Source organism: Planosporangium flavigriseum, from assembly GCF_011947225.1.
GTDB classification, from domain to species: Bacteria; Actinomycetota; Actinomycetes; order Mycobacteriales; family Micromonosporaceae; genus Planosporangium; species Planosporangium flavigriseum.
On sequence record NZ_JAATVW010000004.1, the window covers coordinates 337,823 to 362,384 of the forward strand.

Below are 24,562 nucleotides of genomic sequence, written 5' to 3' on the forward strand. Positions count from 1 at the left end.
ACCACCGAACTCTTCAGGATCACGGGAGGGTGGGGCAGACTCCCCGGAATGGCGACCACACCGACGGATCCCTCCCCCCGGGTCCGCGTCGTGCTGGCCGAGGTGGCCCGGTCGAAGACGGCCGGGCACACGCGGGTGGAGTTGGAGGAGCAGAGCCAGATCGGGGAGGCGCTGGTCCGCGGGCTGGTCCGTACCCAGCTCGCCCTGGCGCTGCGCCTCGCCGCCGTCGTGGCGGTCGGGCTCGGCGCGTTACCGCTGCTGTTCGCGGTCGCGCCGGCGGTGGCCCGGGCCCGCCCGTTCGGCATCGCGCTGCCGTGGCTGCTGCTCGGGGTCGTCGCGTACCCGTTCCTGGTCGTCGTCGGCTGGGCGTACGTGCACCTCGCCGAGCGCACCGAACGCGACTTCACCGAGCTGGTCGAACGGCCCGAGAAGTGAACCCGTACGCCCTGCCCGCGGTCGTCGCCGTCACCCTCGCGACGGTCGGCATCGGCGCGTACGGGCTGCGCCTGGCTCGGACAACGTCGGACTTTCTCGTCGCTTCCCGGATGGTGAGTCCGACCTGGAACGCCGCGGCGATCGGCGGGGAGTACCTGTCCGCCGCGAGCTTCCTCGGCGTCGCCGGGCTCGTGCTCAAGCACGGCGTCGACGTGTTGTGGTACCCGGTCGGCTTCGCCGCCGGCTACCTCGCCCTGCTGTTGTTCGTGGCGGCGCCGCTGCGCCGGTCCGGCGCGTTCACCCTGCCCGACTTCTGCGAGGTGCGCCTGCACTCCCGGCCGCTGCGCAAGCTGGCGACCGTGTTCGTGCTGTTCATCGGCTGGTTCTACCTCGTACCCCAGTTGCAGGGGGCCGGTCTGACGCTGCAGACCGTCACCGGCGCGCCGTACGCCTTCGGCGCGATCCTGGTCGGCGGCGTGGTCACCGCCAACGTCGCGCTCGGTGGGATGCGCGCGATCACCTTCGTGCAGGCGTTCCAGTACTGGCTGAAGTTGACCGCGCTGGCCGTACCCGTGTTCTTCCTGATTCTGGCGTGGCAGCACGACGGCCGTCCGGCCCTCGCGCCCGACGCCACCACCTTCATCCGCCCGACCACCGTCGAGCTCGAGCACGCCGCGGTGCTCACCCTCACCGGCGAGACAACCCTTCAGGTACGCGGTGAGATCGATGGGGCGCGTGTCGACGGGACGGTTGACGTCCTCGCTGGTGAGCACACCGTCGGCGCCGGGAGCGCGCTGCGCTTCCCGCAAGGCGCGGCGGTGCCGAAGGTCAGCGGCGTGTCCAGCTCGTCGGGGCGGGCCTGGCTGCTACCGGGTGGCGAGGGCGGTCACGGCCTGTTCGCGACGTACTCGCTGATCCTGGCAACGTTCCTCGGCACGATGGGGCTCCCGCACGTACTCGTGCGCTTCTACACCAACCGCGACGGCGCCGCCGCCCGCCGCACGACGCTGGTGGTGCTCGCGCTGGTCGGTCTGTTCTATCTGTTGCCGACCCTCTACGGCGTGCTCGGCCGGGTCTACGTGCCGCAATTGCTGATGACCGGGGAGAGCGACGCGGTCGTCCTGCTCCTGCCGTCGGCCGCGCTCGGATCGGGTGTCCTCGGGCAACTGCTGGGCGCACTGGTGGCGGCCGGGGCGTTCGCCGCTTTCCTGTCCACGTCCTCGGGGCTGCTTACCTCGGTCGCCGGAGTGCTGTCGACCGATGTGCTCGGCCACGGCTCGGTACGGGACTTCCGGAAGGCGGCGATCGTCGCCGGACTGGTGCCCCTGGTGCTGGCGCTCCGGGTGTCGGGTCTGGACGTGTCGCAGGTGGTGGGTTTGGCGTTCGCCGTGGCGGCGTCGAGCTTCTGCCCGTTGCTCGTGCTCGGCATCTGGTGGCGGGGACTCACTGCGGCCGGGGCGGCAGTCGGCATCGTGGTCGGCGGCGGCGCGGCGGTCGGCTCGGTGCTGTTCACGGTGCTGTCCCGGCCCGCCGACGATGGATGGGTTGCCGCGCTGCTCGCGCAGCCGGCGGCGTGGACGGTGCCGCTCGCGTTCGCGGTGATGGTGGTGGTGTCGCTGGCGACTCGTCACCGGGTGCCCCGGAACGTTGGCGCGACGATGCTGCGGTTACACGCCCCGGATGCGCTACGGCTGTAGTGCCGCCACGGCTCGTTCGCAAGAACGGTGCGCATCGCTGTATCCCGCCGGCGAGTTGGCGCTGCAACAGCGGCCCGCCTACCTGCTCTCGACGAGGACCACCGGCTCGTGGCGTACCGGGAAGTTGACCGAGTTGGCGATGAAGCAGACCTTGTTGGCGTCCGCGTGGAGCGCCGTCGCCCGTTCGGCCATGTCCGGTGACGCCACGGTGACCTGCGGCCGCAGCACCACCTCGGTGAAGTGACCGCCACCGTCGTCGGTCTGGGCCATGATGCCGCGCGGGTTGTCGACATACTCAGTGACCACGATTCCGGCCACGGCGCACAGATGCAGGTACGCCAGCATGTGGCACTGCGACAGGGCTGCGACGAGCAACTGTTCGGGGTTCCATCGGTCCGCGTCGCCACGGAAGAACGGATCGGATGAGCCTGGCAGCGGTGGCCTTCCGGCTGCGTCGACCTCGTGGGCCCGGCTGTAGGAGCGGTAGCTCGATGTGCCGGTGCCCTGGTTGCCGGTCCAGGTCAGCGTCAGGTCGTACGTGTGTGTCTTCGGCACCGACAACTCCCTCGCTCAGCACAATCAGGAAGGTGGTTATTGGCTTGATAGCACCTTATGCGCTGGTGGTTGACCTGGTCGGAGCTTAGGTCGTTGACCTGCCCGCTGGAGTTGATTTTGAGTTCAATTGCCGAGCGGCAGTCAGGTGGTCGACATTCATGGGGCTGTACTTTTCACCGTCGCTCCTCCTAGCCTCTGTGGGTCGACCGACCGCTGGCGGTGAGCGTGGTACAGCAAAGAATCTGGATAGCCGTACTGCGTATCAGTTCGCGCACCTTGCACAAGATTTCTCAGAAGCATGGGCTGAGCGCCGATGAGGTCAGAGCTGCGGTTGTGTGCGTACCCGGCTTAAGGTTCGTATGGGATGAGCATCCTGAAAGGGGATATCGCGCGATCGTAGAGGCGCGGATTCGAGGCCGTCGGGCGCTGGTGGTGCTCTACCCCGCCGATGATCAAATCGGAGACGTCTGGAACCTGGGGAGCGCGTACTTTGTTGAGGGCTAGCGGACCGAAACACGGAAGGGCATGATGACCCCATGGGCCGCATGGACGACTTCTATGAGCCAGACGAGCCGGTCGAAGAGATCTTGAGGGCATTCGAGCAGGGCGAGAAGGGCGTCACTTCCCCTGTTACCTGGGCAAAGACGGAGTATCTGAAGCTTCCTGGCCTAGCCAGCCTTGGCAGGATCCTGAGCTGCAGCTCCAACAAAACCACCCCTCAGCTTTCAGGGAACTGATGGCTTCTCCGGTCGAGGCTCAGTTGATCTTGTGTGATGCCGCACAGGCGGAGTCAGGCAAGGTCCACATGCTGGGCGCAGGGTGGTCCTTCACAACATCTCCGACAGCTCCCCACGCTGTAGCCGTGCTTATGAAGGTGCCATGGGATCGCGCGAACCAGCCCCTACCTCTGAAGTTGCAGTTGCTCGACTCAGACGGTAAGCCGGTGAGCATTTCCGCGCCTGACGGCCAGGCTGCGACCATCGCTACGGAAGCGCAGATTGAGGTTGGCAGACCGCCGGGTCTCGCCCATGGCAGCATGCTCGATGCCTCGTTCGCTCTGAACATCCCTCCGCTGCCGCTCCAACCCGGTCGATACGAGTGGCGCCTATCCTTTGCGGAACAGGAGTACACGGCTCCGTTCACGGTCATGCCGACCGGCGGCCGGCCTGCCTTCTGATCCGTATTACGAAGGACCTTGGTAAGGCTCGGCCTGGTGTCGTACTCCTGGACGCTTAGGAAACCCCGGGGCCTTGTCATATGTACAGACAGTTGGCACACGTCGTTGACCAGGGCGTGCTTCAGAAGAAGAGCTTCGCCGGTCGTTAAAGGAAGTCGGCCGGGTCGACCGACAGCGGAAACGGCTCCTCGGACTGCCACACCCGCCCCGGCTCCACGGCCGCCCGATCGACATACGCGTCACCGTCGAGCGTGAGCACCGTCAGTCGACGAGCCTTGGGGTCGACGATCCAGTACTGCGGAATTCCACCAGCTGCGTAGTAGTGCCGCTTGAGCACCAGGTCGTTGCCGGGGTTGGACGGCGACAACACCTCGACGGCGAGCAGCACGTCGTCCTGGTCAAGGCTGTCGCCTTCCTTGTCCAGAACAGCCGTGCGGATCACGCAGAGGTCGGGGATGAAGAAGGTGCGGCGGCCGTGGATGGTCACCCCGGCGTTCTCCACGATCTTGATGCCCGCGGGCGCCCGGCGGAGGAGAAGGTCGCGCAGCAGGGTGACGGCGCGGAGGTGGGGGAGGGCGGGCGGTGGGCTCACCAGGAGACTCCCGTCGAACAGCTCGTAACGCACGCCCGTGTCGGGGAGCTGGCGTAGGTCGTCGACCGTCCAGCCGGCACGCGGGGGAACGAGGGACTCGGTCATCGTCACGACCCCCATCCTGGTGCGGCGGCTGACACTTTCAGCGGTTGTCCACAGGCCACTTTACTTCTCCACAGTCGCCATTCGGCTATTGACAACGCGCTGAGCACGACCGGGATACCGTCATCCCGTGATGGATAGTGCGCTCGTCCTGCGGGGGCTGGTCAAGCAGTTCGACGGCCTCACCGCTGTCGGCGGCGTCGACCTCGACGTACCGGTCGGATCTTTCTACGGCCTGCTGGGCCCCAACGGCGCTGGCAAGACCACCACCCTGTCCATGGCGGTCGGGCTGCTGCGCCCGGACGCCGGAGCGGTGGCGGTGCTCGGCCACGACGTGTGGTCCGATCCGGTGGCCGCCAAGCGGCTACTCGGCGCCCTGCCCGACTCGGTACGCATGTTCGATCGCCTGTCCGGCAGCGAACTCCTGGCGTACGTGGGCCTGCTGCGCGGCATGGACCCGAGCGTGGTCGACGCGCGCGCGGCCGAACTGCTCGACGTCCTCGGCCTGTCCGATGCCGGTCGCACCCTCGTCGTCGACTACTCGGCCGGCATGAAGAAGAAGATCGGGCTGGCCTGCGCGCTGCTGCACGCACCGCGGCTGCTCGTACTCGACGAGCCGTTCGAGGCGGTGGACCCGGTCTCCGCGGCGCTCATCCGGGACATCCTGCACCGGTACGTGGCCGGCGGCGGCACAGTGATCTTGTCCAGTCACGTGATGGAGGTCGTGGAGCGGTTGTGCACTCACGTCGCGATCCTCGCCGGCGGCCAGATCAGAGCCGTGGGCAGCCTCGATGAGGTGCGCCAGGGCCGCCGCCTTGAGGACGTCTTCGTCAGCGTCGTGGGCGGCCGGGTCGCGACCGGAGCGGAACTGTCGTGGCTGTAGAGCAACAGGCAAAAGCAATCCACTTTGTACGGCTGAAGCTGCGGCTGACGCGGAACGGCCTGCGCGGTCAGGCCTGGCGGATCGTGCTGTTCATCTTCGGTATCTTCGCCGGGCTGTGGGCCGCGCTCGGCGGCTTCGCGCTGTTCACCGGTGCGGGGGTGGCCGGCGGCGACGCGGGTCTGGTCATCGTCACGTTCGCGGGCGCTGGGTTGACGCTCGCCTGGCTGCTCCTTCCGCTGCTGTTCTTCGGCGTCGACGAGACGATCGACCCGGCCCGGTTCGCGCTGCTGCCGGTGCCGCGCCGGACTCTCCTGCGCGGCATGCTCGCGGCGGCGTTCGTCAGCGTCCCGGCGCTCGCGACCGTGGTGGCGCTGCTCGGGTTGGTGCTCGGTGCGGCGGTACGCGACGGCGCCGCCGCGGCCGTGGTGGCCGGCGTCGGCGCGGTCCTCGGAATTTTGACCTGCGTGGTGGGCAGTCGCGCCCTGACCAGCGCGTTCGCGTCGATGCTGCGGTCGCGGCGGGTACGCGATCTGGCCGCCATCCTGATCGCGGTGCTCGCGTCGTCGGTCGCCCCGCTCCAGTTGGCGGTGTCGTCGTTGATCGCCCACAGCGACCTGGACCGGGCGGGCCAGATCGCCCGGGTGCTCGCGTGGACACCGCTCGCCGCGCCGTACGCCGCCTACGTCGACGTGGCCGAAGGCCGCCTCCTCAGCGCGCTCGTGCGCCTGGCCATCGCCGCCGCGGCGGTGGCCGCGCTGGTCGCGTGGTGGTGGAGCACGCTCGAATCGGCCACGATCGGCACGGCCTCCGGCGCACGTTCGTCGAGCTCAGCCAGTGACAAAAAGGCTGTGGCGGCCCTGTTCCCGGCGGCGCTGCGGGTGCTGCGCCCGGGCCGGTTCAGCGGATTGGTGGCGCGGGAGTGGCGGTACTGGTGGCGCGACCCGCGCCGGCGCGCCAGCCTCGTCTCCCTGATGATCGCCGGCGTGGTGCTGCCGATGGTCATGCGCGCGAGTGTGCGGGTCGACCAGAGCAGGATGCCGCTGCCCGTCGCCGTGGCGTTCAGCGCGCTGCTGGCCGCGCTGGTCCTGAGTAACCAGTTCGGCACGGACGGTTCGGCGTACGCGCTGCACCTGCTGGTCGGCGTGCCTGGCCGGGTCGAGCTACGCGCCCGCGCATGTGCGCTGGCGCTGCTGATGGCGCCGATTCTCGTACTGGTCACCGTCGCCGTTGCCGTGCTGACCCAGGCGCAGTCGCAGGTGCTCGCCGCCCTGGGCGTCGTCGCGGCCGGGCTGGGCATCGCGGCTGGCACGTCGGCCCTGTTGTCGGTACTGGTCCCATACGCCTTCCCCGAGTCGACCAACCCGTTCGCGGTGAGCGGCGGCACGGGCGGGCTGCGCGGCCTGCTCGCCGTGGTCGGGTCGTTCGCCGCGCTGGTGCTGCTGGCTCCGCTGCTGGTGTTCGCGTTGATCACGCACGGCCTGGTCGCCGGTCTGGTGGTGCTCGCCGCCGGGGTCGGGTGGGGCGGGGTGGGGCTGTTGCTCGGCACGTACCTCGCCGGTGGCATCCTCGATCGGCGGGGCCCGGAGATCCTGGCCGCCGTCACTCCGCGTCGATAGGCCGATCATGACCATCTCGCCGTCCGACCCGTTCGCGACCCCTGATCACCTGCGCTCGCCCGTACGCCGGCTGCGCGGGCGGCTGCCGACGGCGGTCACGCTCTGGACGGCACCGGGGCCGGCAGGCCTCACCGTCTCCTCCACGATGGTGGTCGACGGCGACCCGGGCCAGCTGCTCGGCGTACTGGACGAGGAGTCCGACCTCTGGGCGGCGATCGAGAATGCCGGCCGATTCGCGGTCACCGCGCTGACCTCGGAGGATCGCCAGCTCGCCGACCGGTTCGCCGGCCTGATGCCGGCGCCGGGCGGCCTGTTCGCCGGCGGAGCCGGCGGCGGTTGGCACGAGACCGAGTACGGGCCGGTGCCGGCCGACCGGTCGAGTTGGGCCGGGTGCCGGCTCGTCGGCGCGCGGCCGGTGGGCTGGGGGCTTCTGGTCGAGGCGACCATCGAGACCATCGAACTGGGCGATCCGGAACCGCCGCTGGTTCATTACCGAGGTCGCTACCGAGAATTGGGCTGACGACGAGCGGGGTGGCCCCGGTCACTCGGCGCACCGGGGGTGCCGTTCGGCGCAGGGGCGCGCCGTCTACGGGCCGGTCTCTTCACCGCGCCTGGCCCACTTCCTACCGTCCGGGCAGAGGTCGACGTCGGCCAGGCGCCGGCCACCTCCCAGCCCTATGACAGGTGGTGACCCCGTTTATGAGCACCGAGACTCCGGTACCTCCGGGCACCTCGCCGGCATCGCCGGCTGAGGACCCGTCGGGGCGGGCGGCTCCGGACTCCGGCGCGTACCTCGCGGTCGAGCAGAGTCCCGAGTTCGCCAGCCTCCGCAAGGCTCTGCGGAGCTTCGTCTTCCCGATGACCGTGGCGTTCTTCGTCTGGTACGCGCTGTACGTGATCCTGTCGGCCTACGCCCGCGGGTTCATGAGTGTGAAAATCGTCGGTCACATCAACGTGGCGCTCGTGTTCGGACTGCTGCAGTTCGTCTCCACGTTCCTGATCGCCTGGCTGTACTCCCGGTACGCCGACCGGCGACTGGACCCGCTCGCGGAGCAGCTTCGGGAACGAGTGGAGGGCGACCACGCATGAACCACCTTCTCCTCGCGGCTGACGCGCACAGCACCACGCGTACGTTCACGATCTCGCTCTTCGTGGTCTTCGTCCTGATCACCCTGGCTATCACGGTGTGGGCCAGCCGTCAGACCCGCAGCGCCGCCGACTTCTACGCCGGCGGCCGCTCGTTCAGCGGTTTCCAGAACGGGATGGCGATCGGCGGGGACTACATGTCCGCGGCGAGCTTCCTCGGTATCGCCGGCATCATCGCGCTGAGCGGTTACGACGGCTTCCTGTACTCCATCGGCTTCCTGGTGGCGTGGCTGGTTGCGCTGCTGCTGGTGGCGGAGTTGATGCGGAACTCCGGCAAGTACACGATGGCCGACGTGCTGGCGTTCCGCCTGCGCCAGCGGCCGGTCCGCACCGCCGCCGCGGTCTCCACGATCACCGTGTCGATCTTCTACCTGTTGGCTCAGATGGTCGGTGCCGGCGCGCTGGTCGCGCTGCTGCTGGGGATCAAGCCCGGCCAGACGTTTCTCGGCATGAGCCCCGACACGGCCAAGATCGCAACGATCATCTTCGTCGGCGTGCTGATGATCGTGTACGTGGTGGTCGGCGGCATGAAGGGCACCACGTACGTGCAGATCGTCAAGGCGTTCCTGCTCATGTGCGGCGCGCTGCTGATGACTCTGCTGGTGCTCGCCGCGTTCAAGTTCAACCTGTCCAGCCTGCTCGGCGAGGCGGCCACGAAGTCCGGCAAGGGTGCCGCGTTCCTCGAGCCCGGTCTCCGGTACGGCAAGGACGTCGCCGGTGACGCCACCCAGACCTTCTACAACAAGATGGACCTGCTGTCGCTCGGCATCGCGCTGGTGCTGGGCACGGCGGGCCTGCCGCACATCCTGATCCGCTTCTACACCGTGCCCAGCGCGAAGGCCGCCCGCAAGAGCGTGCTGTGGGCGATCGGCCTCATCGGCGCTTTCTACCTGATGACCCTCGCGCTCGGGTTCGGCGCGGCGGCGCTGGTCGGCGGCGAGGCGATCACCGCCCAGGACAAGGCGGGCAACACCGCGGCGCCGCAGCTTGCCCAGGCCCTGGGCGAGAGGTACCTCGGCGGCTCCACCGGTGGCTCGATCCTGCTCGCGGTCATCGCCGCCGTCGCGTTCGCCACGATCCTCGCGGTCGTCGCCGGCCTGACCCTGGCGTCGTCGTCGTCGCTCGCGCACGACTTCTACGCCAACGTCCTGAAGCGTGGGCAGACGTCGGAGCGCCAGGAGGTGCAGGTCGCCCGGGTGTCGGCGTTCGTCATCGGGGCGATCTCGATCGTGCTGGCGATCTTCGCCCAGAGCCTCAACGTGGCCTTCCTGGTGGCGCTGGCGTTCGCGGTCGCCGCGTCGGGCAACCTGCCGGCGATCCTGTACTCGCTGTTCTGGAAGCGGTTCACGACGGCGGGCGCGACGGCGGCGATCTACGGCGGCCTGATCTCCGCCGTGGTGCTGGTGTTCTTCTCGCCGGTGGTCTCCGGTTCGCCGACGGCGATGTTCCCGCACAGCGACTGGCAGTGGTTCCCGCTGTCCAACCCCGGTCTGATCTCGATTCCGATCGGGTTCCTCTGCGGTTGGCTGGGGACCCTCCTGTCCCGCGAGCCGGCCGACGCGGCGAAGTACGCGGAGATGGAGGTCCGGTCACTGACCGGCGCCGGAGCGCACTGACAGTGACGGCAATAACAGCGGGACGGGCCGGCGCGGCCCGTCCCGCTCTGCGTCTCGCGAGCCCTTCGGGCGTAGGCTCTGGCGCATGTTGGATGCGCGACAGTACGGCGAAGGTCATCGGATCTTGGTTACCGGTGGTGCTGGATTCGTCCCGTCGCACTTAGTAGACGCGCTGCTGGCGCGCGGGGCGACCGTCGTCGCGGTCGACAACTTCATCACTGGAAGTAAAGAGAACGTCGCCCACCTGGCCGAGCACCCCCGATTCACGTTGATCGAGGCGGACATCTCCGAGCCGCTGCCCTCACATACCGAGGCGCTGGCCAAGCGGTTCGACGCGATCATGCATTTCGCCTCCCCCGCGAGCCCGACCGACTTCGCCCAGCTTCCGCTCGAGATCCTGCGCGTCGGATCGGTCGCAACGCTGCAACTGCTCGACCGGGCGCACGCCGACCGGGCCCGCTTCATCATGGCGTCCACCTCCGAGGCGTACGGCGACCCGCTGGTGCACCCCCAGCCCGAGACCTACTGGGGCAACGTCAATCCGGTCGGCGTCCGCAGCGTGTACGACGAGGCCAAGCGCTTCTCCGAGGCGGCGACCATGGCCTACCACCGCTTCCACGGCCTCGACGTCGGCATCGTTCGGATCTTCAACACGTACGGGCCGCGCATGCGCCCCGACGACGGTCGGGCGATTCCCACGTTCGTGTCACAGGCGCTGCGGGGTGAGCCGATCACCGTGCACGGCACCGGCGAGCAGACCCGGTCCATCTGCTACGTCGACGACCTCGTCCGGGGCATCGTCGCGCTGCTGGACTCGGGTGAGACCGGGCCGATCAACTGCGGCACCGAGCACGAGATGACGATGCGGGAACTGGCCGAGACGATCGTGCGGCTCTCCGGTAGCTCGTCGCAGGTGACGTTCGTGCCGCGCGGTGCCGACGACCCGGAGAAGCGCCGCCCGGACCTCACCCTGGCGCGCACACTGCTGGGGTACGAGCCGACCGTGGACCCAGAGGACGGGCTGCGGCGCACGATCGAGTACTTCGCCACCCGAGCCTGAGCGGATTCTTTTTCGGGGCACTCGATGGACCGCGGCTGTGGGCGTGCGTCCGCTACGTAGTCTGGTGCCATGTCCTCCCCGAATTACCGCCGCGACAATTCGAGCGGGCGGGCCTCGGTGCCCGGCAGTCCCTCCGCGTACCGCAGCTCCGGACGAGGCCAGGTCCCTCCTCGCGGGGTGGCCTACGGTGCCGGCCGGCCACAGGGCTCCGAGCGGGGTCCCGTCCTACCCCAGGGACCGGGCCGCCCGCCGCAGGGGCCCGGTGGCGGTCCGTACGAGCGCCGGGTCCGGCCGCGCTGGGGGAGGATCGCGTTCGTACTCATGCTGGCGCTGCTGCTGGTCGCGGGGCTGGGAGCGGGCGGGGCGTACCTGTACTACCGCAACCTGGACTCGGGTCTGCAGCGCACCGACGCGTTCTCCAAGGTGGCCGGGAAGCGCCCGGACGCCGCTGTCCCGGGCGCGCAGAACATCCTGCTGCTGGGCAGCGACTCGCGGGACCCGGACAACAAGGCCAAGCCGGGGCAGTGGCGTACCGACACGATGATCCTGATGCACGTCGACGCCAACCACCAGAAGGCGTACCTGATCTCGATCCCGCGTGACCTGTACGTCTACATCCCGACGAGCCCGACCAACCCTGAGTTCGGCGACACCAACGAGAAGATCAACGCGGCGTTCGCCTGGGGCGGCGTGCCGCTGACCGTGCAGACCATCGAGGGCTTCAGCGGGGTGCACATCGACCACGTCGTCCTGGTCGACTTCGGTGGCTTCCAGCAGGTCACGGACGCGCTCGGCGGGGTCGACATGAACATCGAGCAGGACATCACGTCGATTCACGCGCCGCACCGGCAGTTCAAGAAGGGCTTGCAGCACCTCAACGGCGCCGAGGCGCTGGACTACGTGCGCCAGCGCTACCAGTTCGTCGAGGGTGACTTCGCCCGCATGCGCCACCAGCAGCAGTTCATCAAGGCGCTGCTGGACAAGGCGACCAGTTCGGGGACGCTGAGCAACCCGCTCAAGCTGCACTCGTTCCTGTCGGCCGTGACCAACGCGATGACGGTCGACAATGGCTTCTCGCTCGCCAGTACCGGTTGGGCGTTCCGCAACATGAGCAGCACGGACCTGACGTTCCTCACCAGCCCCAACCTGGGCTCCGAGACGAGGCGCGGGGAGAGCGTCATCATCTCCGACAAGGCGAAGGCGCTGTCGCTGTACGACGCGGTGGCCCAGGACAAGGTCGCTGACTGGATTGCGCAGAACGGTCCATCTGTCGTCAAACCCGGCGGGTGACCGGTCGAACTGAGTGCGTGGCAGTCCCACGATAACGGCTGACCTGGGGATATGCCGGTTAGTTGTTGATCGGCACATTGCGATCATGACTTAAACTGCTAGCCACCCCTCTGCATCGGCTCCGGGAGCTGCCACGTCCACCACGCCACCTCAAGAGCGCCAACCGGAGGCTGAGAGAGCCTCCGGGGAGCCGGCACGCCCGGAAACCGATCCGGAGGCGGCCGATTCCGCGGGCCGGCCGGCCAAGCATGACCCAGCACTCGGCCGCGACCCGCTCTGGGCCCGGCTGCTCGTCATCTTCGGCGCGCTCCTGGTGGTCCTCGCGAGCACCACCATCACCACCACCAAGGTGCTGGCCAACCGGTACGACGCGGCGGTGAAGAAGGGCAACCTCATCGCCCCCAAAGCCCGGTCCGGCGGCGATGATCAGCCGGGATCGAAGCTCAGCGGCCCCTTGAACTACCTGCTCATCGGCTCAGACGCGCGCGCCGACGACCCGACGGCCGGCCAGCGCTCCGACACGATCATCATCGTGCACGTTCCCGTGTCCATGGACCGGGCCTATCTGATCTCGGTCCCCCGAGACCTGTTGGTGCAGATCCCGCCCTTCCCGGCGACGGGGTTCCCGGGGAGCCGGGAAAAGATCAATGGGGCCTTCGACTACGGCCGCGGCGGCGAAGGCGGGGTGCAGCTACTCTCCACGACCTTGTTCGACCTCACCGGAATCGCGTTCGACGGTGCCGCCGTGGTCGACTTCGGCGGCTTCACAAAGGTCATCGAGCAGCTCGGCGGCGTCGACATGTGCATCGACGAGCGCACCGAGTCCCAGCACATCGGCCGCGACGAGGACGGCAAGTTCCTCCCGCCGTACAACGGCGACTACCGCAACCCGGCGAGCACCCCGGAGGTCTACGAGCCGGGGTGCCGGCGGTTGGCGCCCTGGCAGGCGCTGGACTACTCGCGCCAGCGCAAGAGCCTCCCGGACGGCGACTACGGCCGCCAGCGCCATCAGCAACAACTGTTGAAGGCGATGTTCGACGAGGCCCGCAGGCAGGGCCTGGCGACCAGTCCGCGAAAGCTCGACTCGTTGATCCGCTCGGTCGGCCAGTCGTTGACCGTCGACACGGGCGGCGTTCCGCTCGCCGACCTCGTGTACGCCCTGCGCGGCGTCAGCCCCACCAACCTGGTCGGGATCAGATTGCCGTCTGACACGCAGGACATCGGCGGCATCTCGTACGTGGTCGCGCACGAGGACCAGGCCGCCAAGCTCTACGAGGCGATCCGCGACGACGATCTCGACATCTGGGCCGGGCAGAACACGGCCTGGGTCAACGGACTGTGAGCCGGCCTGGCACGGGATCTACCCGGCTGGCTGTCGGCGGTCGGTACAGGCTTTAAGCTTGCGGGCGTGTTTGGGCGTAACCAGGTCCCCGTAGTCGGCGCCAGCGAGGTGCCGGCCTCGGCTTACCTGTTGGACGTACGGGAAGACGACGAGTGGGTCGCGGGCCATGCGCCCGATGCTCACCACATGCCGATGCACACGGTGCCGGCCAGGCTGGACGAGATTCCGGCCGACGGTGACGTGGTGGTGGTCTGCCGGGCGGGCGGGCGATCGGCCCAGGTCGTCGCGTACCTGCAGGCCACAGGGCGCGACAACGTCCGCAACCTGGCCGGCGGCATGATGGCGTGGGCGCAGGCCGGCCGACCGATGGTCAGCGAGGACGGCGGCGCGCCGCAGGTTGCCTGAGTGATCGCCGACTTGCCCCCCAGCCGGCGGCCGGGCCGCCCACTCGTGTTCGCTCACCGCGGCTCGTCTGCCGCCGAACCCGAGCACACCCTCACGGCCTACCTGCGCGCGATCGAGGAAGGCGCCGACGGGGTGGAGTGCGACGTCCGCCTCACCCGCGACGGCCAGTTGGTGTGCGTACACGACCGGCGGCTCGAGCGCACGAGCAACGGCCACGGTCTGGTCAGTACCCGTACCCTCGCCGAACTGGGTGAGCTGGACTTCGGTTCGTGGCACCCGGGGCCGGGCGAGGAAGACGGCGCCCCGATGTACGACGTCAGTGTCGACGGACGCGCCCGCATCCTCACCCTCGACCGGTTGCTCGGGGCCGTCCACGACGCCAACCGGCCGATGCGGCTGCTCATCGAGACCAAGCACCCCACCCGGTACGGGGCGGCGGTGGAGGAGATGCTCGTCGAGTCGCTGCGGCGGCACGGGCTGCACGAGCCCCGGGCCGGGCACCCGGTCGAGGTGACCGTGATGTCGTTCTCGGCGCTCGCGGTACGGCGTACCCGACGCCTCGCGCCCCTGCTGCCGACGGTGATGCTGCTGGATCTGCTGCCAGCGGGTCTGCGGGGAGGGCGGTTGCCGTTCGGCTCCCGGATCGGCGGCCCGGGCGTCCGCCTGCTGCGGGCGCACCCCGAGGTCGCGCAGCGGCTGCACGCGCGGGGTCACCAGGTGTACGTGTGGACCGTCAACGAGGCCGCCGATGTCGACCTGATGGTTGAGCTGGGCGTCGAGGGCCTCATCACGGACCGGCCGGCGTTCGTGCGGCGGCGGCTGGACGAGCTCGGCCTACCGCGTTCCTGAGCGAACGTGCACACTCTGCAACATGGCCGCTTCTGCCGCTGCTCCGCTTGAACAGGTCGAGCTGCTCGACCGGCTGACCGGTCTGATCGAGTTCGTCAACTCCAGTGACTGTGGCCTGCCCGGGCTCCAGCGCATCGTCGAACTGGCGGCCGAGGCGACCGGCGCGATCGGCGCCGCCTTCGTCGAGTACACCCCGTCCGGTGGCCATCTTGTCGCCACGACCAGTTCGATGGCCTGGGCGCTCGGGTGGCCGGTCGAGGTCACCGAACCGGAGGCCGCGAAGATGCTGGCCGCGCTGCGCGGCCAGCAGACGCGGGTGGATCAGCTGCCACCGCACGAGGCCAACCACGCGCGCGGCCGTGGCATCCATCGGATCCTCAGCGCCGTCGGTTCGCTGGGGGGCTCGCTGGTCGGGTCGCTGCACGCGTGCTTCCCGGACGAGGACGGCCAGGCCGACGCGTACCAGCTCGCCGTGATGCGGCTGCTGGCCACGGCTGCCGCGCGGCTGTACCGCGACAGCGCCGAGCTCCCGGTGTATCCGGACCGGCCGACCTCGCGAAAACGGGGTACGCACGAGCGCGAGCAGGGCCGGGATCTCTTCATCGCGATGACCAGCCATGAGCTGCGCACCCCGGTCACGGTCATCAAGGGGTACGCGGACACGCTGGTGGAGCGGTGGGATTCGCTCGACGATCCGGCGCGCCGGGAGGCCGTACGGGTCGTCTGGCAGCGCGCGCGGGACCTGGCCCGGCTGATCGACCGCCTCCTGGAGGCAGCGAGCGACGTCACCCGAGTCAGCGACGGCTCGCACGGAGTGCCCTTCGACCCCGCCCGGGTGCTGCGGGACGCGGTCGGAGATCTAAACCCCGACCTGCGGCGCAGCCTGCGGGTCAACCTCCCCGAATCGCTGCCCAACGTGCGCGGGGACCGGGCCAGCTTCTCCACCGTCCTCACGGAACTGGTGACAAACGCGTGCAAGTACTCCCCGGATTGGGTAGACGTGGAGCTGACTGCCGGATCGGATGCGTATACGGTCTGGATCCGGGTCTCCGACCGCGGGTTGGGGATCCGTCCGGAGCACACCGAGCGCGCGTTCGAGCGGTTCTGGCAACTGGAGAGGGGCGATCAGCGACAGTACGGCGGAGTCGGACTCGGCCTGTACCTGGTCAGAAAGATCGTCGAGCGACAGAAGGGCTGGGTCAGCTTGCGCCCGCGCGAGGGCGGCGGTGCCCTCGCCGAGGTGCGGCTTCCCCGAGCCGACTCGGGTTCCGGGCTGCAGTGAACGAGCGGACGATGTGGCGAAGCGAGGCGCCGGTATGAACACGCAGGCCGCGACAGCGGAGCGCATATGGTGCGTAGTCGTCCCGCACCACCCCGAGGGAGCCCGCCGGGCGCGTCACCGCCTTGCCGCGAGCCTCACCGGCCTGATCCCGGCGATGACGCTCGCCGACGCGGTCACGATCACGGCCGAGCTGGTCGGCAACTCCGTACGCCACGCCTCGCCGTTGCCCGGTGGAGTCGTCCGCGTCGCGTGGCGACTGGTCGCGGGCGGCATCGAGATCCGGGTGACCGACGGCGGCGCGGCCACCTCACCGACCGTGCGTCAGGTCGGATCCGAGTCCCCCGACGGGCGCGGGCTGGCGATCGTCGCCGCGCTCACGCAAGCGTGGGGAGTCGACCGGGACGGGCTGGGGCAGTGCGTCTGGGCGAGAATGCCCGCGTGAAAGGCGAGAATGCCCGCGTGAACGAGGCGTAGGCGCACGCGGAGCGGGCGGTAGGGCCTAGGCTGGATCGCCGTGAGCAAGCGCGCCAAGAACTCGCGTACCGGCACCGACGCCCCGAAGCGTCAGAAGGTGCGCGACATCTTCGTCCCCCGTCCGTTCGCCGGCATGACCGATGAGGCCGAGTGGATCGCCCTTCGGGAGCTGGTCCCAGCCGCCACCGCTCCGCTCCGGCTCGCGCCCGACCTGGTGGCGCAGTACGGCGACCGGCAGATCACCCTGGCCACCGTGCTGCCGATGGCCTGGCCGGCCATGACGAAGCCGGACGGCCGGATCTTCCTCGGTCTGCAGCGCAACACCCAGTCCGGTGACGTCTCGCGCGACCTCGCGGTCGCGGTGCTGCGGGCGCTGGAGACCGAGCCCGGCAACGCCGTCAGCGTTCCGGCGCTCCCCGGCGAGGGCCCCCGCCTGCAGGACGTCCTCGTCGACGGCCCGCTTGAGATCACCCTCCACGACACGTACGAGTTCTGGCTGGACCCCGAGGCGACCGAGGATCCGAACGTCAGGGCGTCCCTGGAGCGGGCCAACGCCGCTATCTACCCCACGGCCAGGCTGGCGGCCGCGCCCGCGGCGTACTGGTGCCAGGTGCCGGACCGGGCGCACGTGCGCTGGGTGCTGCCCGAGGACGAGGACGCGGCGCTGGACGCTCTCGCCCGGCTGTCCGCAGCCGGTGGTCTGCTGCTCGCCGACGGCACCAAGTTCGCCGGCATGTTCCGCGCGCACGGCCTGCTCGTACCCGTGTGGGACGTGCCCCGCGAGCCGGCGGCCGGTGAGTGGGAGGGGCCGGTGGCGGAGTTCGCCAAACGGTACGCCGAGGCGTTGACGGTGTCCGAGCCGTTGACCGCCGCGGAGCGCCGGTCGCGGCAGGGCCTGCTGGGCCGCCAGCTCACGATCCGCTAGAGCATCGGCACGGATCTTGAGCGTGCCGTGCGCGGATCTTGAGTGCCGCGGGTGCGAATCGGGGACAGGTCAGTGGCCGAGCGGCGCGCGGTTCACCGGGGCGGACATGCAGCGCGGTCCGCCCCGGCCCGACCCGAGCTCCGAACCGCTGATCCGGATGACCTCGATGCCGGCCCGTTCCAGCTGGGCGTTGGTCTCGACGTTGCGCTCGTAGGCGACGCACAGCCGGGGCGCGATGGCGAGGGTGTTGTTGCCGTCGTCCCACTGCTCGCGCTCAGCGGTGATCGGGTCCAGGCCGGTGTCGATGACGCGCATCGTGTCGATGCCGAGCGCCTTGGCGGCCGCCGTCAGGAACGGCTCCGGCGGGAAGATCCGCAGCTCGTCGTCCTCACCGGCGGTGACGGTCCAGGCCTCCAGGCTGTCGGCCACGTTCGGGTACATGACGACCGCGTCGACGTCGACCATCGTGCAGACGGTGTCCAGGTGCATCGTGGCGCGCTCCTGGGCGATCGGTACGACGAGGACGGTGTGCGCCAGCCCGCGGGCAAAGCAGCGGCGGGCCAGCCGCTCGGCGCCGGCGGGTCGGGTGCGCTCCCCGACCCCGACGGCGAGCACGCCGGGCCCCAGCAGCAGGACGTCGCCGCCCTCGAGGTGCTCCAGCCCCGGCTCGTACACCAGCGGGGTGCCGGCGAACCGGGGATGGTGGCGGTAGATGGCGTGGGTGAGCGTCGTCTCGCGGCTGCGGGCCGGCATGGCGAGGCTGGTGACGGCGACCTCCCCGCCCACCCAGACCGATGAGTCACGGGTGAACAGCAGGTTGGGTAGCGGATCGATGATGAAGTCGTGCCGGTCCAGGAGTGAGTACACGAGGCCGCTGCCGGTGCGCAGCTCCTCGTGGGCCAGCCCGGCCATGAGGACGGTGGCCAGGCCCGCCGGGTCGAGATCGGCGAGGTGCACGGCGACCTCGGCGCGCAGCGTGTCACCCAGGCGTACGTCGGAGAGCACGGCCTCGGTCAGTTCGGCCCGCGCGAACGCTGTCCCGAGCACGTCTGTGAGCAGGTCCGCCAGGTAGAGCACCTCGACGCCACGGTCACGCAGGGCCGCGGCGAACTTGTCGTGCTCCTCCTGCGCCCGGCCGACCCACGGAATGCCGTCGAAAAGGAGCGAGTCGTTGTTGCGTGGGGTCAGCCGCGCCAGCTCGCGGCCGGGCCGGTGCAGCAGCACGGTGCCCAGCCGGCCGACCTCGCTGTCGACGTAATGGCTCACGAGCTATCACCCTATCGAGCAGTCCCCTATGGGCCTTTTGGGCACCATGTGAATTTAGAATCTTGGAATGAATGCGGCATTCATCCGGACTCACTCCCACTCACTCATCGATGTTCTTGTAAGTTGATACCTAACGTAGTTGTACAGATACAGCCCGCCCACGAGCACGGAGGTGCCTGATGTCGAGTTTCCTCCACGCCGGAGACGGCCCCGATCTTCGGTCCGCTGCCGAAGGGTACGCATCGGCCACGCCGCTCGTGGAGATCCGACCATCGCCGCTGGAGTGGATCCGGAGTCGACGCGCGGAGCGGGAGAGCCGGCGGGCCGAGCTGGCTCGCCAGCGTACGGCGCAGGGGCTCGAGACGCTCGGGGGCGGCTGGCGAGTGCTCGATCTCCAGCCCACCGCCGGCTCGGACGCGATGAGCTTCCTCGCGGTCGGGCCGGGCGGCATTTTCGCGGTCGTGGTCAAGAATCACGGACGTAGCAGGGTCAGTTTCGCCGGCGACGTGGTGCAGATTGACGGCCGGCGGCCGAAGTGCGTCCAGGAGGTCCGCAGGATCGCGAGGCTCACGGCGACGGCGCTGTCGCGGATCGCGGGCGTCTCCGTTCCGGTGATGCCGGTGCTCGCGTTCGCCGGCAGCGGGATGATCAGCGTGTACGGCATGCCCAAAGGCGTAATCATCTCGTCGTACGAGGAACTGGGTCGGGTGCTCAACGCGCGTGGTCACCGGCTCGCCCCGGGCACCGTCGACAAGCTGTATGCCCTGGCTGCCGACCCGGCGACCTGGATAAACGCGCCGTACGTCCCCCTCGCGGAGCGGTACCGCTGGTATCCGGAGGGTGATAATTCTGTGGACAAGCGACCCTGACAAGAGATCTGTGGCCGGGTAACCTCAGTTCGCATGGCGCGAGGCAGTGTCAGTCCCCCGATCGTCCAACGGCGTCCCGGCGCTGCTCGAGCGGGCGCGAACGCCGCCTCGATTTTCCGCACCGGTGGCACGGTGCCGGATCGAGCGCCGATGATGACAAGGCTGACTGAACCGCTGCGCATCCTGGCCGCCTGAGGAGGTGCCGTGCCTCACGTCGAACTGTCGCTGTCCGAGCCGGTGGCGCTCCGGCGCCCCTCGGCCCGGTCGTCACTGGGCCGTTGGGCCAAGGCGGTCGCCGACGCCGCCGAGTCCAGCCTCGTCATCGATGCCGAATCCATCGTCGTGGCGCTGTCACCGGCCTGTCAGGAGATGTTCGGGCTCGACCGGCCCCCGATCGACCGGCCCCTGCTCGAGGTTCTCCACCTGCTCGACTTCTCGAATTCGATGCGTGCGCTCGGCCAGGGTGAGCTGAGGAAGATACCGCCGCTGCTGGCTCTGGACTCCGGGCAGTTGGCCCGCGGCCTCATGCGGGTCGAGTGCCGCGACGGGCCCCGTACTGTGGACGCGATCGCCACCCCGGTATGCGACAGCGCCGGACAGGTCGGTTCACTTACCTTCTTCTGCCCGGTCTGAACCTTTGGTTGCTGCTCCAGCCCCGACTGTCGCATTGTGACGGTTGATGTGTTTTCGGCACATATTGGAGATCACCACTGTTGCGTTAGTCCCATGCAACGGGTTTCCGCTGGGTTCAGCCGCCGGTTGACCCGTACTCTCCTTGCATGTTGGACCTGGAGCTGCTGAGCGACGACTACGCTGTCTGCCGCCTGCCGGCCGGCTCCCCGCTGCCGCAGAATCTGCTGGCGCGAGCCGGCGAAGGTGCGGTGGTCTCGGTGACCTGGACACCCGAAGAGGTCTCCATCATGTGCCCGGCGGCGCAGCTGCCCGAGGACGCCACCTGTGAGACGCCCTGGCGCTGCCTCCGCGTCTCCGGGCCGGTGGATCTGGCGCTCACCGGCATCCTGGCCTCCATCATCAGCCCGCTGGCCAACGCCCGGGTCAATATCTTTGCGTTCTCCACGTACGACACGGACTATCTTCTGGTTCCGTCGGTACGACTGGACGAGGCGATTGCCGCCCTCACGGCAGCGGGGCACCGCGTCTCGGTCTAGCACCGCCCAGAAGCCGGGAGACATCGTGCGTGAGCCGAGGACGTGGGTACGCGCAGCACTGCTGATCACGGTGGTCGTCGGGACCGCGGCCGGCTGCGGGCGGGTCGTGCCCCTTCCGTCGCCGGATGCGCAGGTCGGTCCGGGGATCTCGGCGTCGCCCAGCGAAGAGCCCGCGGCCGAGGCGACCGCAGGGCCCGGCGAGGGGGCGAGCGCGACGCCCGGGCCGGTGGACCCCCTGCCGGCTGTCACCGCGCTATCCGAGGCCAGCGCATCCCCCTGCGCGGGCGGTCCCGGTGCCGATCGGGTGATCGCCGCGCTGCGCCGGGACCGGAATCTGTTGCCGGCGGAGGTGGCACCGAAGATCGTGAGCGGCCCGCTGTGTGCCGGCTCCTGGCAGTACACGGTGATGAACGTGCCCGGTCGGGAGGCGCTGCAGGTGGTGACCCGGGGCAGTGGCGGGGCGTTGACGGTCGTCACCGCCGGCACGTACGTGTGCATCCCGGAAGTGGTGGGCGCGGCGCCCGCGGGCATCGTGGCTGCCGCACGCTGCCGGTGAACCGGGATAATCTCCTCGATGTCGCACTAAGAGAGGGGCATCGCCATGCCCGGCGTACCGCCGACCCGCTTCGTCTTCCTCGGCCCCGAAGGGACCTTCGCCGAGCAGGCGCTGCGTACGATCCCCGCTGCCGAGCACGGCAGCCGCACGCCCGCGCGCAGCGTGCCGGAGGCGCTCGACGCGGTCCGCGCCGGTGACGCCGACGCGGCGCTCGTACCGCTGGAGAACTCGATCGGTGGCTCCGTCGGCGTGACGCTCGACGAGCTGGCCGACGGGGAACCACTGGTCATCACGCGCGAGGTCGTGATTCCGGTGCAGTTCGTCCTCGGCGCGCGGACCGGCACGCCGCTGGCCGGGATCCGGTCGGTCGCCGCCCACCCGCAGGCCAGCGCGCAGTGCCGGCGGTGGCTCCGGGAGAACGTGCCCGGCGCCGCGGTCATCGACGTGCTCTCCAACGGTGCCGCCGCGCAGGCCGCGGCGGCCGGCGAGCACGACGCGGCGATCTGCGCGCCGATCGGCGCCGAGCGGACACGGCTGACGGTGCTGGCCAAGGACATCGCCGACCACGCCGACGCGGTGACCCGGTTCGCCCTGGTGTCGCGGCCCGGACCGCCGCTCGCGCCGACCGGAGACGACCTGACCACGCTCGCCGTGTACATCGCCCATGACCGGGTGGGCGCGCTGCTCGCGGTCCTCACCGAGCTCGCGGTACGCGGCGTCAACCTCACCCGGATCGAGTCCCGCCCGACCGGCGAGCGACTGGGCCGGTACGTGTTCTTCCTGGACTGCTCCGGGCACGTGGCGGAGGCGCGGATGGGCGAGGCGCTGCAGGGCCTGCGCCGGGTCTGCGCGGACGTACGCTTCCTCGGCTCGTACCCGCGGGCCGGCGCCGACCGGCCGACGCCCGCGCCGACGGGCACCGCCGACGCCGACTTCGCCGACGCGGCGTCGTGGCTGGCGAGGATCCGGGCCGGCGAAGGCCTCTAAGCGGAGAGAACGTCAGTCGAAGAGGCCGCCGAGCAGGCCGCCCTGGCTCTGCTGCCCGCCGCCGTTTCCGGACAGCCCGCCCAGGACCTCCTCCGAGGGCTGCACGACGACAAAGCCCTGGCCGGCGAAGCTCATCGTGAACGCCTCGCCCGTGGTGCGGCCGATCAGCGTGCCGATCCCGAGCTGGTCGGCGCGGTGGTACCCGGTCTGCAGGTTCGCCGACCAGCAGATCGCGGCCTGCGGGTCCGCGTACGTCGGGGCGTCCACGTTCAGGACGACGGGGGTGCCGTCGGTCGTGATGGCGATGCGGCCGTGGCCCGTGAAGACGCAGTTGAACATGCCGGCGGACGACAGCATGCCCAGGCCCTGGACCATCTGGATCTCGTACTTCAGCGTCGGCTCGAACGCGAGCACGTTCGCGCCGTTGATCGTGATCGCGTCGCCCGGCTCCAGGTCGATCAGGTGCACGTCATGGGCGCGGTTGGCCAGGAAGAGATCGCCGTGCCCGGAGACCTTCATCAGCGGTACGCCCTCGCCGGTGAGCTTCTGCTTGAGCCACTTGCCCATGCCGCCCGCGCCGAGCGCCTGGAACTGCATCTGCCCCTGGTAGGCCACCATCGCGCCGGTGCGCGCCATGACCTCGCCGTTGAGCTCCACCTTCAGCATCTTGGAGTTCTGCAGCCGTAGGCCGGGCTGGGCGGACTCCTTCTCCAGGTTCTCGGCGGCGAACAGTGCGCTACGCATTGGCTCTACTTCCTTCCGTTCTGTGCGACGATCGTGACAATAGGTGGCCTGGTCAAGTCCTCAGCCCCAGCCGAGCTCGTGCAGCCGCGCGTCGTCGATGCCGAAGTGATGGGCGATCTCGTGCACGACGGTCACCGCCACCTCCTCGACCACCTCGTCGTCGGTGGAGCACATGGCCAGGATGGGGTTGCGATAGATGATGATCCGGTCGGGCAGTACGCCGGAGTAGTCCCAGCCCCGCTCGGTGAGGGCGTACCCCTCGTAGACGCCCAGCAGCGACGGATCGTCGGCGGGCGGATCGTCCTCGACCAGGATCACGACGTTGTCCATGAGCCCGAGCAGTTCGGCGGGGACCTCGTCGAGCGCTTCACCCACCAGCTCTTCGAACCGGGTACGGGCCATCTCTATCGGCACATACGTATTGTGCCGGCACGTCGCCAGGGTAAGGGGCTGGATGCAGACCGGCGCTCCACGCGTCGACCGCGTGGAGCGCCGGTTATCGGTGGTACGGAAGGCTCAGACCAGCGTGGCGTCGAGCGTGATCTCGACGGTGGCGAGCGCCTTGGAGACCGGGCAGTTCACCTTCGCCTGCTCGGCGATCTTCTGGAACTCGGCCTCGTCGATGCCGGGCACGCTTCCCTGCGTGACCAGGTCGATCCGGGTGATGCCGAAGCCGGCATCGGTCTTGTTCAAGTGAACGCTGGCCCGGGTGTCGACCGAGTTCGGTACGTGGCCGGCCTGGGACAGCGCGTTGGCGAACGCCATCGAGAAGCAGCCGGCGTGGGCGGCGGCGATGAGCTCCTCCGGGTTGGTCCCCTGGCCGTCCTCGAAGCGGGAAGGGAACGAGTACGGCCCCTCGAAGGCCCCGGAGCCGAGCGCCATGGTGCCGGCGCCTTCTTTGAGCGAACCCTGCCAGCGGGCAGATGATGTACGAGTTGGCATAAGTGTGACGCTAGCCCATTCGGTTGGACGGGTGCGACGATCCACTGATGCCGCGCCCACTTTCCACCGCGACCGGTGCTCTGCTGGGCGGGGCCGGTCTGTGCGCCGGGATCGCGTCGCTGGCCGTTCCGTGGGGCCGGTACCGGGCACGTGGCACCGTGCTCGGCGGGCAGCCCGCCCCCGACCCGGTGTCGGCCGCGGTGTTCCAGGTGCCCGGCGGTACGTGGTACCTGCTCGCGCTGGGCCTGCTCGCGGGCCTGCTCGCGATCGCCGCGCTGGACACCGGGCGAGCGGTCAAGCTGGCCCTCAGCGTGGCGCCGAGCCTTGGCATCGTCACCGCGGTGCTCGTCATCGCCCTGGCGAACGGTGTCGCCACCACCGCGGGCCGGATCGACGCGATAGGGCTCGCCGGTCTGGAGATAACCGGGGAGACGGCGTACGGGGTGTGGCTCGGCCTGGCCGCCGGCCCGCTGCTCGGATTCGGCGCGGGCGCGGTGGCGCTGGGGCGTCGACGGCACCACGCTCCCGTTGCTGGGGCGGGCGCCCCGCTCACGGAATGAGCAGGGCGCCCGCCCCACGAAGA

29 protein-coding genes are annotated in these 24,562 nt (G+C 69.5%); 23 read left to right on the top strand and 6 right to left on the bottom strand.

The features are described from left to right. Positions 1-48 precede the first annotated feature (48 nt). Both HC028_RS08640 and HC028_RS08645 read left to right on the top strand, forming a co-directional pair. The gene (locus tag HC028_RS08640; protein WP_168074960.1) at positions 49-435 is read left to right on the top strand and encodes a hypothetical protein; all 387 of its coding nucleotides are present in this window, start codon (positions 49-51) and stop codon (positions 433-435) included. After that, positions 432-2,132, top strand: coding sequence for a sodium/solute symporter (locus HC028_RS08645; RefSeq protein WP_168074962.1), 1,701 nt, complete (start codon positions 432-434; stop codon positions 2,130-2,132). The genes HC028_RS08640 and HC028_RS08645 overlap by 4 nt, the downstream gene beginning before the upstream one ends. 78 nt (positions 2,133-2,210) lie before the next feature. Here the strand turns inward: HC028_RS08645 and HC028_RS08650 are convergent, their stop codons facing one another. Then, complete coding sequence (locus tag HC028_RS08650; protein ID WP_168074964.1) at positions 2,211-2,687, bottom strand: OsmC family protein; 477 nt, start codon at positions 2,685-2,687, stop codon at positions 2,211-2,213. 536 nt (positions 2,688-3,223) lie between these two features. Here HC028_RS08650 and HC028_RS08655 point away from each other — a divergent pair. Both HC028_RS08655 and HC028_RS28680 read left to right on the top strand, forming a co-directional pair. Beyond that, entirely contained in the window at positions 3,224-3,424 is a 201-nt protein-coding gene (locus HC028_RS08655) for a hypothetical protein (RefSeq protein WP_168074279.1), read from the top strand. Continuing rightward, on the top strand, positions 3,424-3,864 hold the full coding sequence (locus HC028_RS28680; RefSeq protein WP_373313798.1) for a DUF6941 family protein: 441 nt from the start codon (positions 3,424-3,426) through the stop codon (positions 3,862-3,864). The genes HC028_RS08655 and HC028_RS28680 overlap by 1 nt, the downstream gene beginning before the upstream one ends. A 145-nt stretch (positions 3,865-4,009) precedes the next feature. Here the strand turns inward: HC028_RS28680 and HC028_RS08665 are convergent, their stop codons facing one another. Next, on the bottom strand, positions 4,010-4,561 hold the full coding sequence (locus HC028_RS08665) for a Uma2 family endonuclease (RefSeq protein ID WP_239075266.1): 552 nt from the start codon (positions 4,559-4,561) through the stop codon (positions 4,010-4,012). Positions 4,562-4,691: 130 nt separating this feature from the next. Here HC028_RS08665 and HC028_RS08670 point away from each other — a divergent pair, with 130 nt between their 5' ends. The 13 genes from HC028_RS08670 (at position 4,692) to HC028_RS08730 (ending at position 17,446) form a co-directional block, all read left to right on the top strand. Next, the gene (locus HC028_RS08670; RefSeq protein ID WP_168075180.1) at positions 4,692-5,441 is read left to right on the top strand and encodes an ABC transporter ATP-binding protein; all 750 of its coding nucleotides are present in this window, start codon (positions 4,692-4,694) and stop codon (positions 5,439-5,441) included. Then, entirely contained in the window at positions 5,432-7,057 is a 1,626-nt protein-coding gene (locus HC028_RS08675; RefSeq protein ID WP_168074969.1) for an ABC transporter permease, read from the top strand. The genes HC028_RS08670 and HC028_RS08675 overlap by 10 nt, the downstream gene beginning before the upstream one ends. A 7-nt stretch (positions 7,058-7,064) precedes the next feature. Then, positions 7,065-7,577, top strand: coding sequence for a flavin reductase family protein (locus HC028_RS08680; RefSeq protein WP_168074970.1), 513 nt, complete (start codon positions 7,065-7,067; stop codon positions 7,575-7,577). Between the two features lie 179 nt (positions 7,578-7,756). After that, positions 7,757-8,146 carry a DUF485 domain-containing protein gene (locus HC028_RS08685; RefSeq protein WP_168074971.1) on the top strand — a complete coding sequence of 130 codons (390 nt, stop codon included), beginning with the start codon at positions 7,757-7,759 and terminating at the stop codon, positions 8,144-8,146. Continuing rightward, entirely contained in the window at positions 8,143-9,819 is a 1,677-nt protein-coding gene (locus tag HC028_RS08690; protein ID WP_168074972.1) for a solute symporter family protein, read from the top strand. The genes HC028_RS08685 and HC028_RS08690 overlap by 4 nt, the downstream gene beginning before the upstream one ends. 85 nt (positions 9,820-9,904) lie before the next feature. Next, positions 9,905-10,879, top strand: a complete 975-nt coding sequence (locus HC028_RS08695) for a UDP-glucuronic acid decarboxylase family protein (protein ID WP_168074973.1) — start codon at positions 9,905-9,907, stop codon at positions 10,877-10,879. Positions 10,880-10,948: 69 nt separating this feature from the next. Next, on the top strand, positions 10,949-12,169 hold the full coding sequence (locus tag HC028_RS08700) for an LCP family protein (protein ID WP_168074974.1): 1,221 nt from the start codon (positions 10,949-10,951) through the stop codon (positions 12,167-12,169). A 313-nt stretch (positions 12,170-12,482) separates the two neighbouring features. After that, on the top strand, positions 12,483-13,511 hold the full coding sequence (locus tag HC028_RS08705) for an LCP family protein (RefSeq protein ID WP_168074975.1): 1,029 nt from the start codon (positions 12,483-12,485) through the stop codon (positions 13,509-13,511). 66 nt (positions 13,512-13,577) lie between these two features. Continuing rightward, positions 13,578-13,916, top strand: coding sequence for a rhodanese-like domain-containing protein (locus tag HC028_RS08710; protein WP_168074977.1), 339 nt, complete (start codon positions 13,578-13,580; stop codon positions 13,914-13,916). After that, the gene (locus tag HC028_RS08715) at positions 13,917-14,765 is read left to right on the top strand and encodes a glycerophosphodiester phosphodiesterase (RefSeq protein WP_239075247.1); all 849 of its coding nucleotides are present in this window, start codon (positions 13,917-13,919) and stop codon (positions 14,763-14,765) included. 22 nt (positions 14,766-14,787) lie between these two features. Further along, positions 14,788-16,047, top strand: a complete 1,260-nt coding sequence (locus HC028_RS08720; RefSeq protein WP_168074979.1) for a sensor histidine kinase — start codon at positions 14,788-14,790, stop codon at positions 16,045-16,047. 34 nt (positions 16,048-16,081) lie between these two features. After that, the gene (locus tag HC028_RS08725) at positions 16,082-16,489 is read left to right on the top strand and encodes an ATP-binding protein (protein WP_168074981.1); all 408 of its coding nucleotides are present in this window, start codon (positions 16,082-16,084) and stop codon (positions 16,487-16,489) included. Between the two features lie 72 nt (positions 16,490-16,561). Beyond that, entirely contained in the window at positions 16,562-17,446 is an 885-nt protein-coding gene (locus tag HC028_RS08730) for a DUF5926 family protein (protein WP_168074983.1), read from the top strand. 69 nt (positions 17,447-17,515) lie between these two features. On the opposite strand, the gene HC028_RS08735 is transcribed toward HC028_RS08730, so the two are convergent. Continuing rightward, entirely contained in the window at positions 17,516-18,712 is a 1,197-nt protein-coding gene (locus tag HC028_RS08735; RefSeq protein WP_168074985.1) for an arginine deiminase, read from the bottom strand. 179 nt (positions 18,713-18,891) lie between these two features. Between HC028_RS08735 and HC028_RS08740 the strand changes: the two genes are divergently transcribed. From HC028_RS08740 to pheA, 5 genes are all read left to right on the top strand, one after another. Continuing rightward, positions 18,892-19,581, top strand: a complete 690-nt coding sequence (locus HC028_RS08740) for a nuclease-related domain-containing protein (protein ID WP_239075246.1) — start codon at positions 18,892-18,894, stop codon at positions 19,579-19,581. 204 nt (positions 19,582-19,785) lie between these two features. Continuing rightward, positions 19,786-20,214, top strand: a complete 429-nt coding sequence (locus HC028_RS08745; protein WP_168074987.1) for a PAS domain-containing protein — start codon at positions 19,786-19,788, stop codon at positions 20,212-20,214. 146 nt (positions 20,215-20,360) lie between these two features. After that, entirely contained in the window at positions 20,361-20,750 is a 390-nt protein-coding gene (locus tag HC028_RS08750; protein WP_168074989.1) for an ACT domain-containing protein, read from the top strand. 25 nt (positions 20,751-20,775) lie between these two features. Continuing rightward, positions 20,776-21,306 carry a hypothetical protein gene (locus tag HC028_RS08755; RefSeq protein WP_168074991.1) on the top strand — a complete coding sequence of 177 codons (531 nt, stop codon included), beginning with the start codon at positions 20,776-20,778 and terminating at the stop codon, positions 21,304-21,306. 45 nt (positions 21,307-21,351) lie between these two features. Further along, complete coding sequence (gene pheA / locus HC028_RS08760) at positions 21,352-22,293, top strand: prephenate dehydratase (RefSeq protein WP_168074993.1); 942 nt, start codon at positions 21,352-21,354, stop codon at positions 22,291-22,293. A gap of 12 nt (positions 22,294-22,305) precedes the next feature. On the opposite strand, the gene HC028_RS08765 is transcribed toward pheA, so the two are convergent. The 3 genes from HC028_RS08765 to HC028_RS08775 all read right to left on the bottom strand — a co-directional run bounded on the left by HC028_RS08765 (position 22,306) and on the right by HC028_RS08775 (position 23,979). Continuing rightward, a complete protein-coding gene (locus tag HC028_RS08765; RefSeq protein ID WP_168074995.1) occupies positions 22,306-23,037 on the bottom strand; it encodes an AIM24 family protein in 732 nt (243 codons plus the stop codon). 60 nt (positions 23,038-23,097) lie between these two features. Beyond that, complete coding sequence (locus tag HC028_RS08770; RefSeq protein WP_203981142.1) at positions 23,098-23,445, bottom strand: metallopeptidase family protein; 348 nt, start codon at positions 23,443-23,445, stop codon at positions 23,098-23,100. A gap of 108 nt (positions 23,446-23,553) precedes the next feature. Next, positions 23,554-23,979, bottom strand: a complete 426-nt coding sequence (locus HC028_RS08775; RefSeq protein ID WP_168074999.1) for an OsmC family protein — start codon at positions 23,977-23,979, stop codon at positions 23,554-23,556. Positions 23,980-24,026: 47 nt separating this feature from the next. Between HC028_RS08775 and HC028_RS08780 the strand changes: the two genes are divergently transcribed. Beyond that, entirely contained in the window at positions 24,027-24,539 is a 513-nt protein-coding gene (locus HC028_RS08780) for a hypothetical protein (protein WP_168075002.1), read from the top strand. Positions 24,540-24,562: the final 23 nt, after the last annotated feature.

What these genes read in the sequence shown, in the direction of transcription:
- HC028_RS08640 (WP_168074960.1), top strand. Translation starts at nt 49, where the DNA reads ATGGCGACCACACCGACGGATCCCTCCCCCCGGGTCCGCGTCGTGCTG.
- HC028_RS08655 (WP_168074279.1), top strand. Translation starts at nt 3,224, where the DNA reads ATGGGCCGCATGGACGACTTCTATGAGCCAGACGAGCCGGTCGAAGAG.
- HC028_RS28680 (WP_373313798.1), top strand. Translation starts at nt 3,424, where the DNA reads ATGGCTTCTCCGGTCGAGGCTCAGTTGATCTTGTGTGATGCCGCACAG.
- HC028_RS08665 (WP_239075266.1), bottom strand. Translation starts at nt 4,561, where the DNA reads ATGACCGAGTCCCTCGTTCCCCCGCGTGCCGGCTGGACGGTCGACGAC.
- HC028_RS08670 (WP_168075180.1), top strand. Translation starts at nt 4,692, where the DNA reads ATGGATAGTGCGCTCGTCCTGCGGGGGCTGGTCAAGCAGTTCGACGGC.
- HC028_RS08680 (WP_168074970.1), top strand. Translation starts at nt 7,065, where the DNA reads ATGACCATCTCGCCGTCCGACCCGTTCGCGACCCCTGATCACCTGCGC.
- HC028_RS08685 (WP_168074971.1), top strand. Translation starts at nt 7,757, where the DNA reads ATGAGCACCGAGACTCCGGTACCTCCGGGCACCTCGCCGGCATCGCCG.
- HC028_RS08690 (WP_168074972.1), top strand. Translation starts at nt 8,143, where the DNA reads ATGAACCACCTTCTCCTCGCGGCTGACGCGCACAGCACCACGCGTACG.
- HC028_RS08695 (WP_168074973.1), top strand. Translation starts at nt 9,905, where the DNA reads ATGTTGGATGCGCGACAGTACGGCGAAGGTCATCGGATCTTGGTTACC.
- HC028_RS08700 (WP_168074974.1), top strand. Translation starts at nt 10,949, where the DNA reads ATGTCCTCCCCGAATTACCGCCGCGACAATTCGAGCGGGCGGGCCTCG.
- HC028_RS08720 (WP_168074979.1), top strand. Translation starts at nt 14,788, where the DNA reads ATGGCCGCTTCTGCCGCTGCTCCGCTTGAACAGGTCGAGCTGCTCGAC.
- HC028_RS08725 (WP_168074981.1), top strand. Translation starts at nt 16,082, where the DNA reads ATGAACACGCAGGCCGCGACAGCGGAGCGCATATGGTGCGTAGTCGTC.
- HC028_RS08740 (WP_239075246.1), top strand. Translation starts at nt 18,892, where the DNA reads ATGTCGAGTTTCCTCCACGCCGGAGACGGCCCCGATCTTCGGTCCGCT.
- HC028_RS08750 (WP_168074989.1), top strand. Translation starts at nt 20,361, where the DNA reads ATGTTGGACCTGGAGCTGCTGAGCGACGACTACGCTGTCTGCCGCCTG.
- pheA (WP_168074993.1), top strand. Translation starts at nt 21,352, where the DNA reads ATGCCCGGCGTACCGCCGACCCGCTTCGTCTTCCTCGGCCCCGAAGGG.
- HC028_RS08765 (WP_168074995.1), bottom strand. Translation starts at nt 23,037, where the DNA reads ATGCGTAGCGCACTGTTCGCCGCCGAGAACCTGGAGAAGGAGTCCGCC.
- HC028_RS08775 (WP_168074999.1), bottom strand. Translation starts at nt 23,979, where the DNA reads ATGCCAACTCGTACATCATCTGCCCGCTGGCAGGGTTCGCTCAAAGAA.
- HC028_RS08780 (WP_168075002.1), top strand. Translation starts at nt 24,027, where the DNA reads ATGCCGCGCCCACTTTCCACCGCGACCGGTGCTCTGCTGGGCGGGGCC.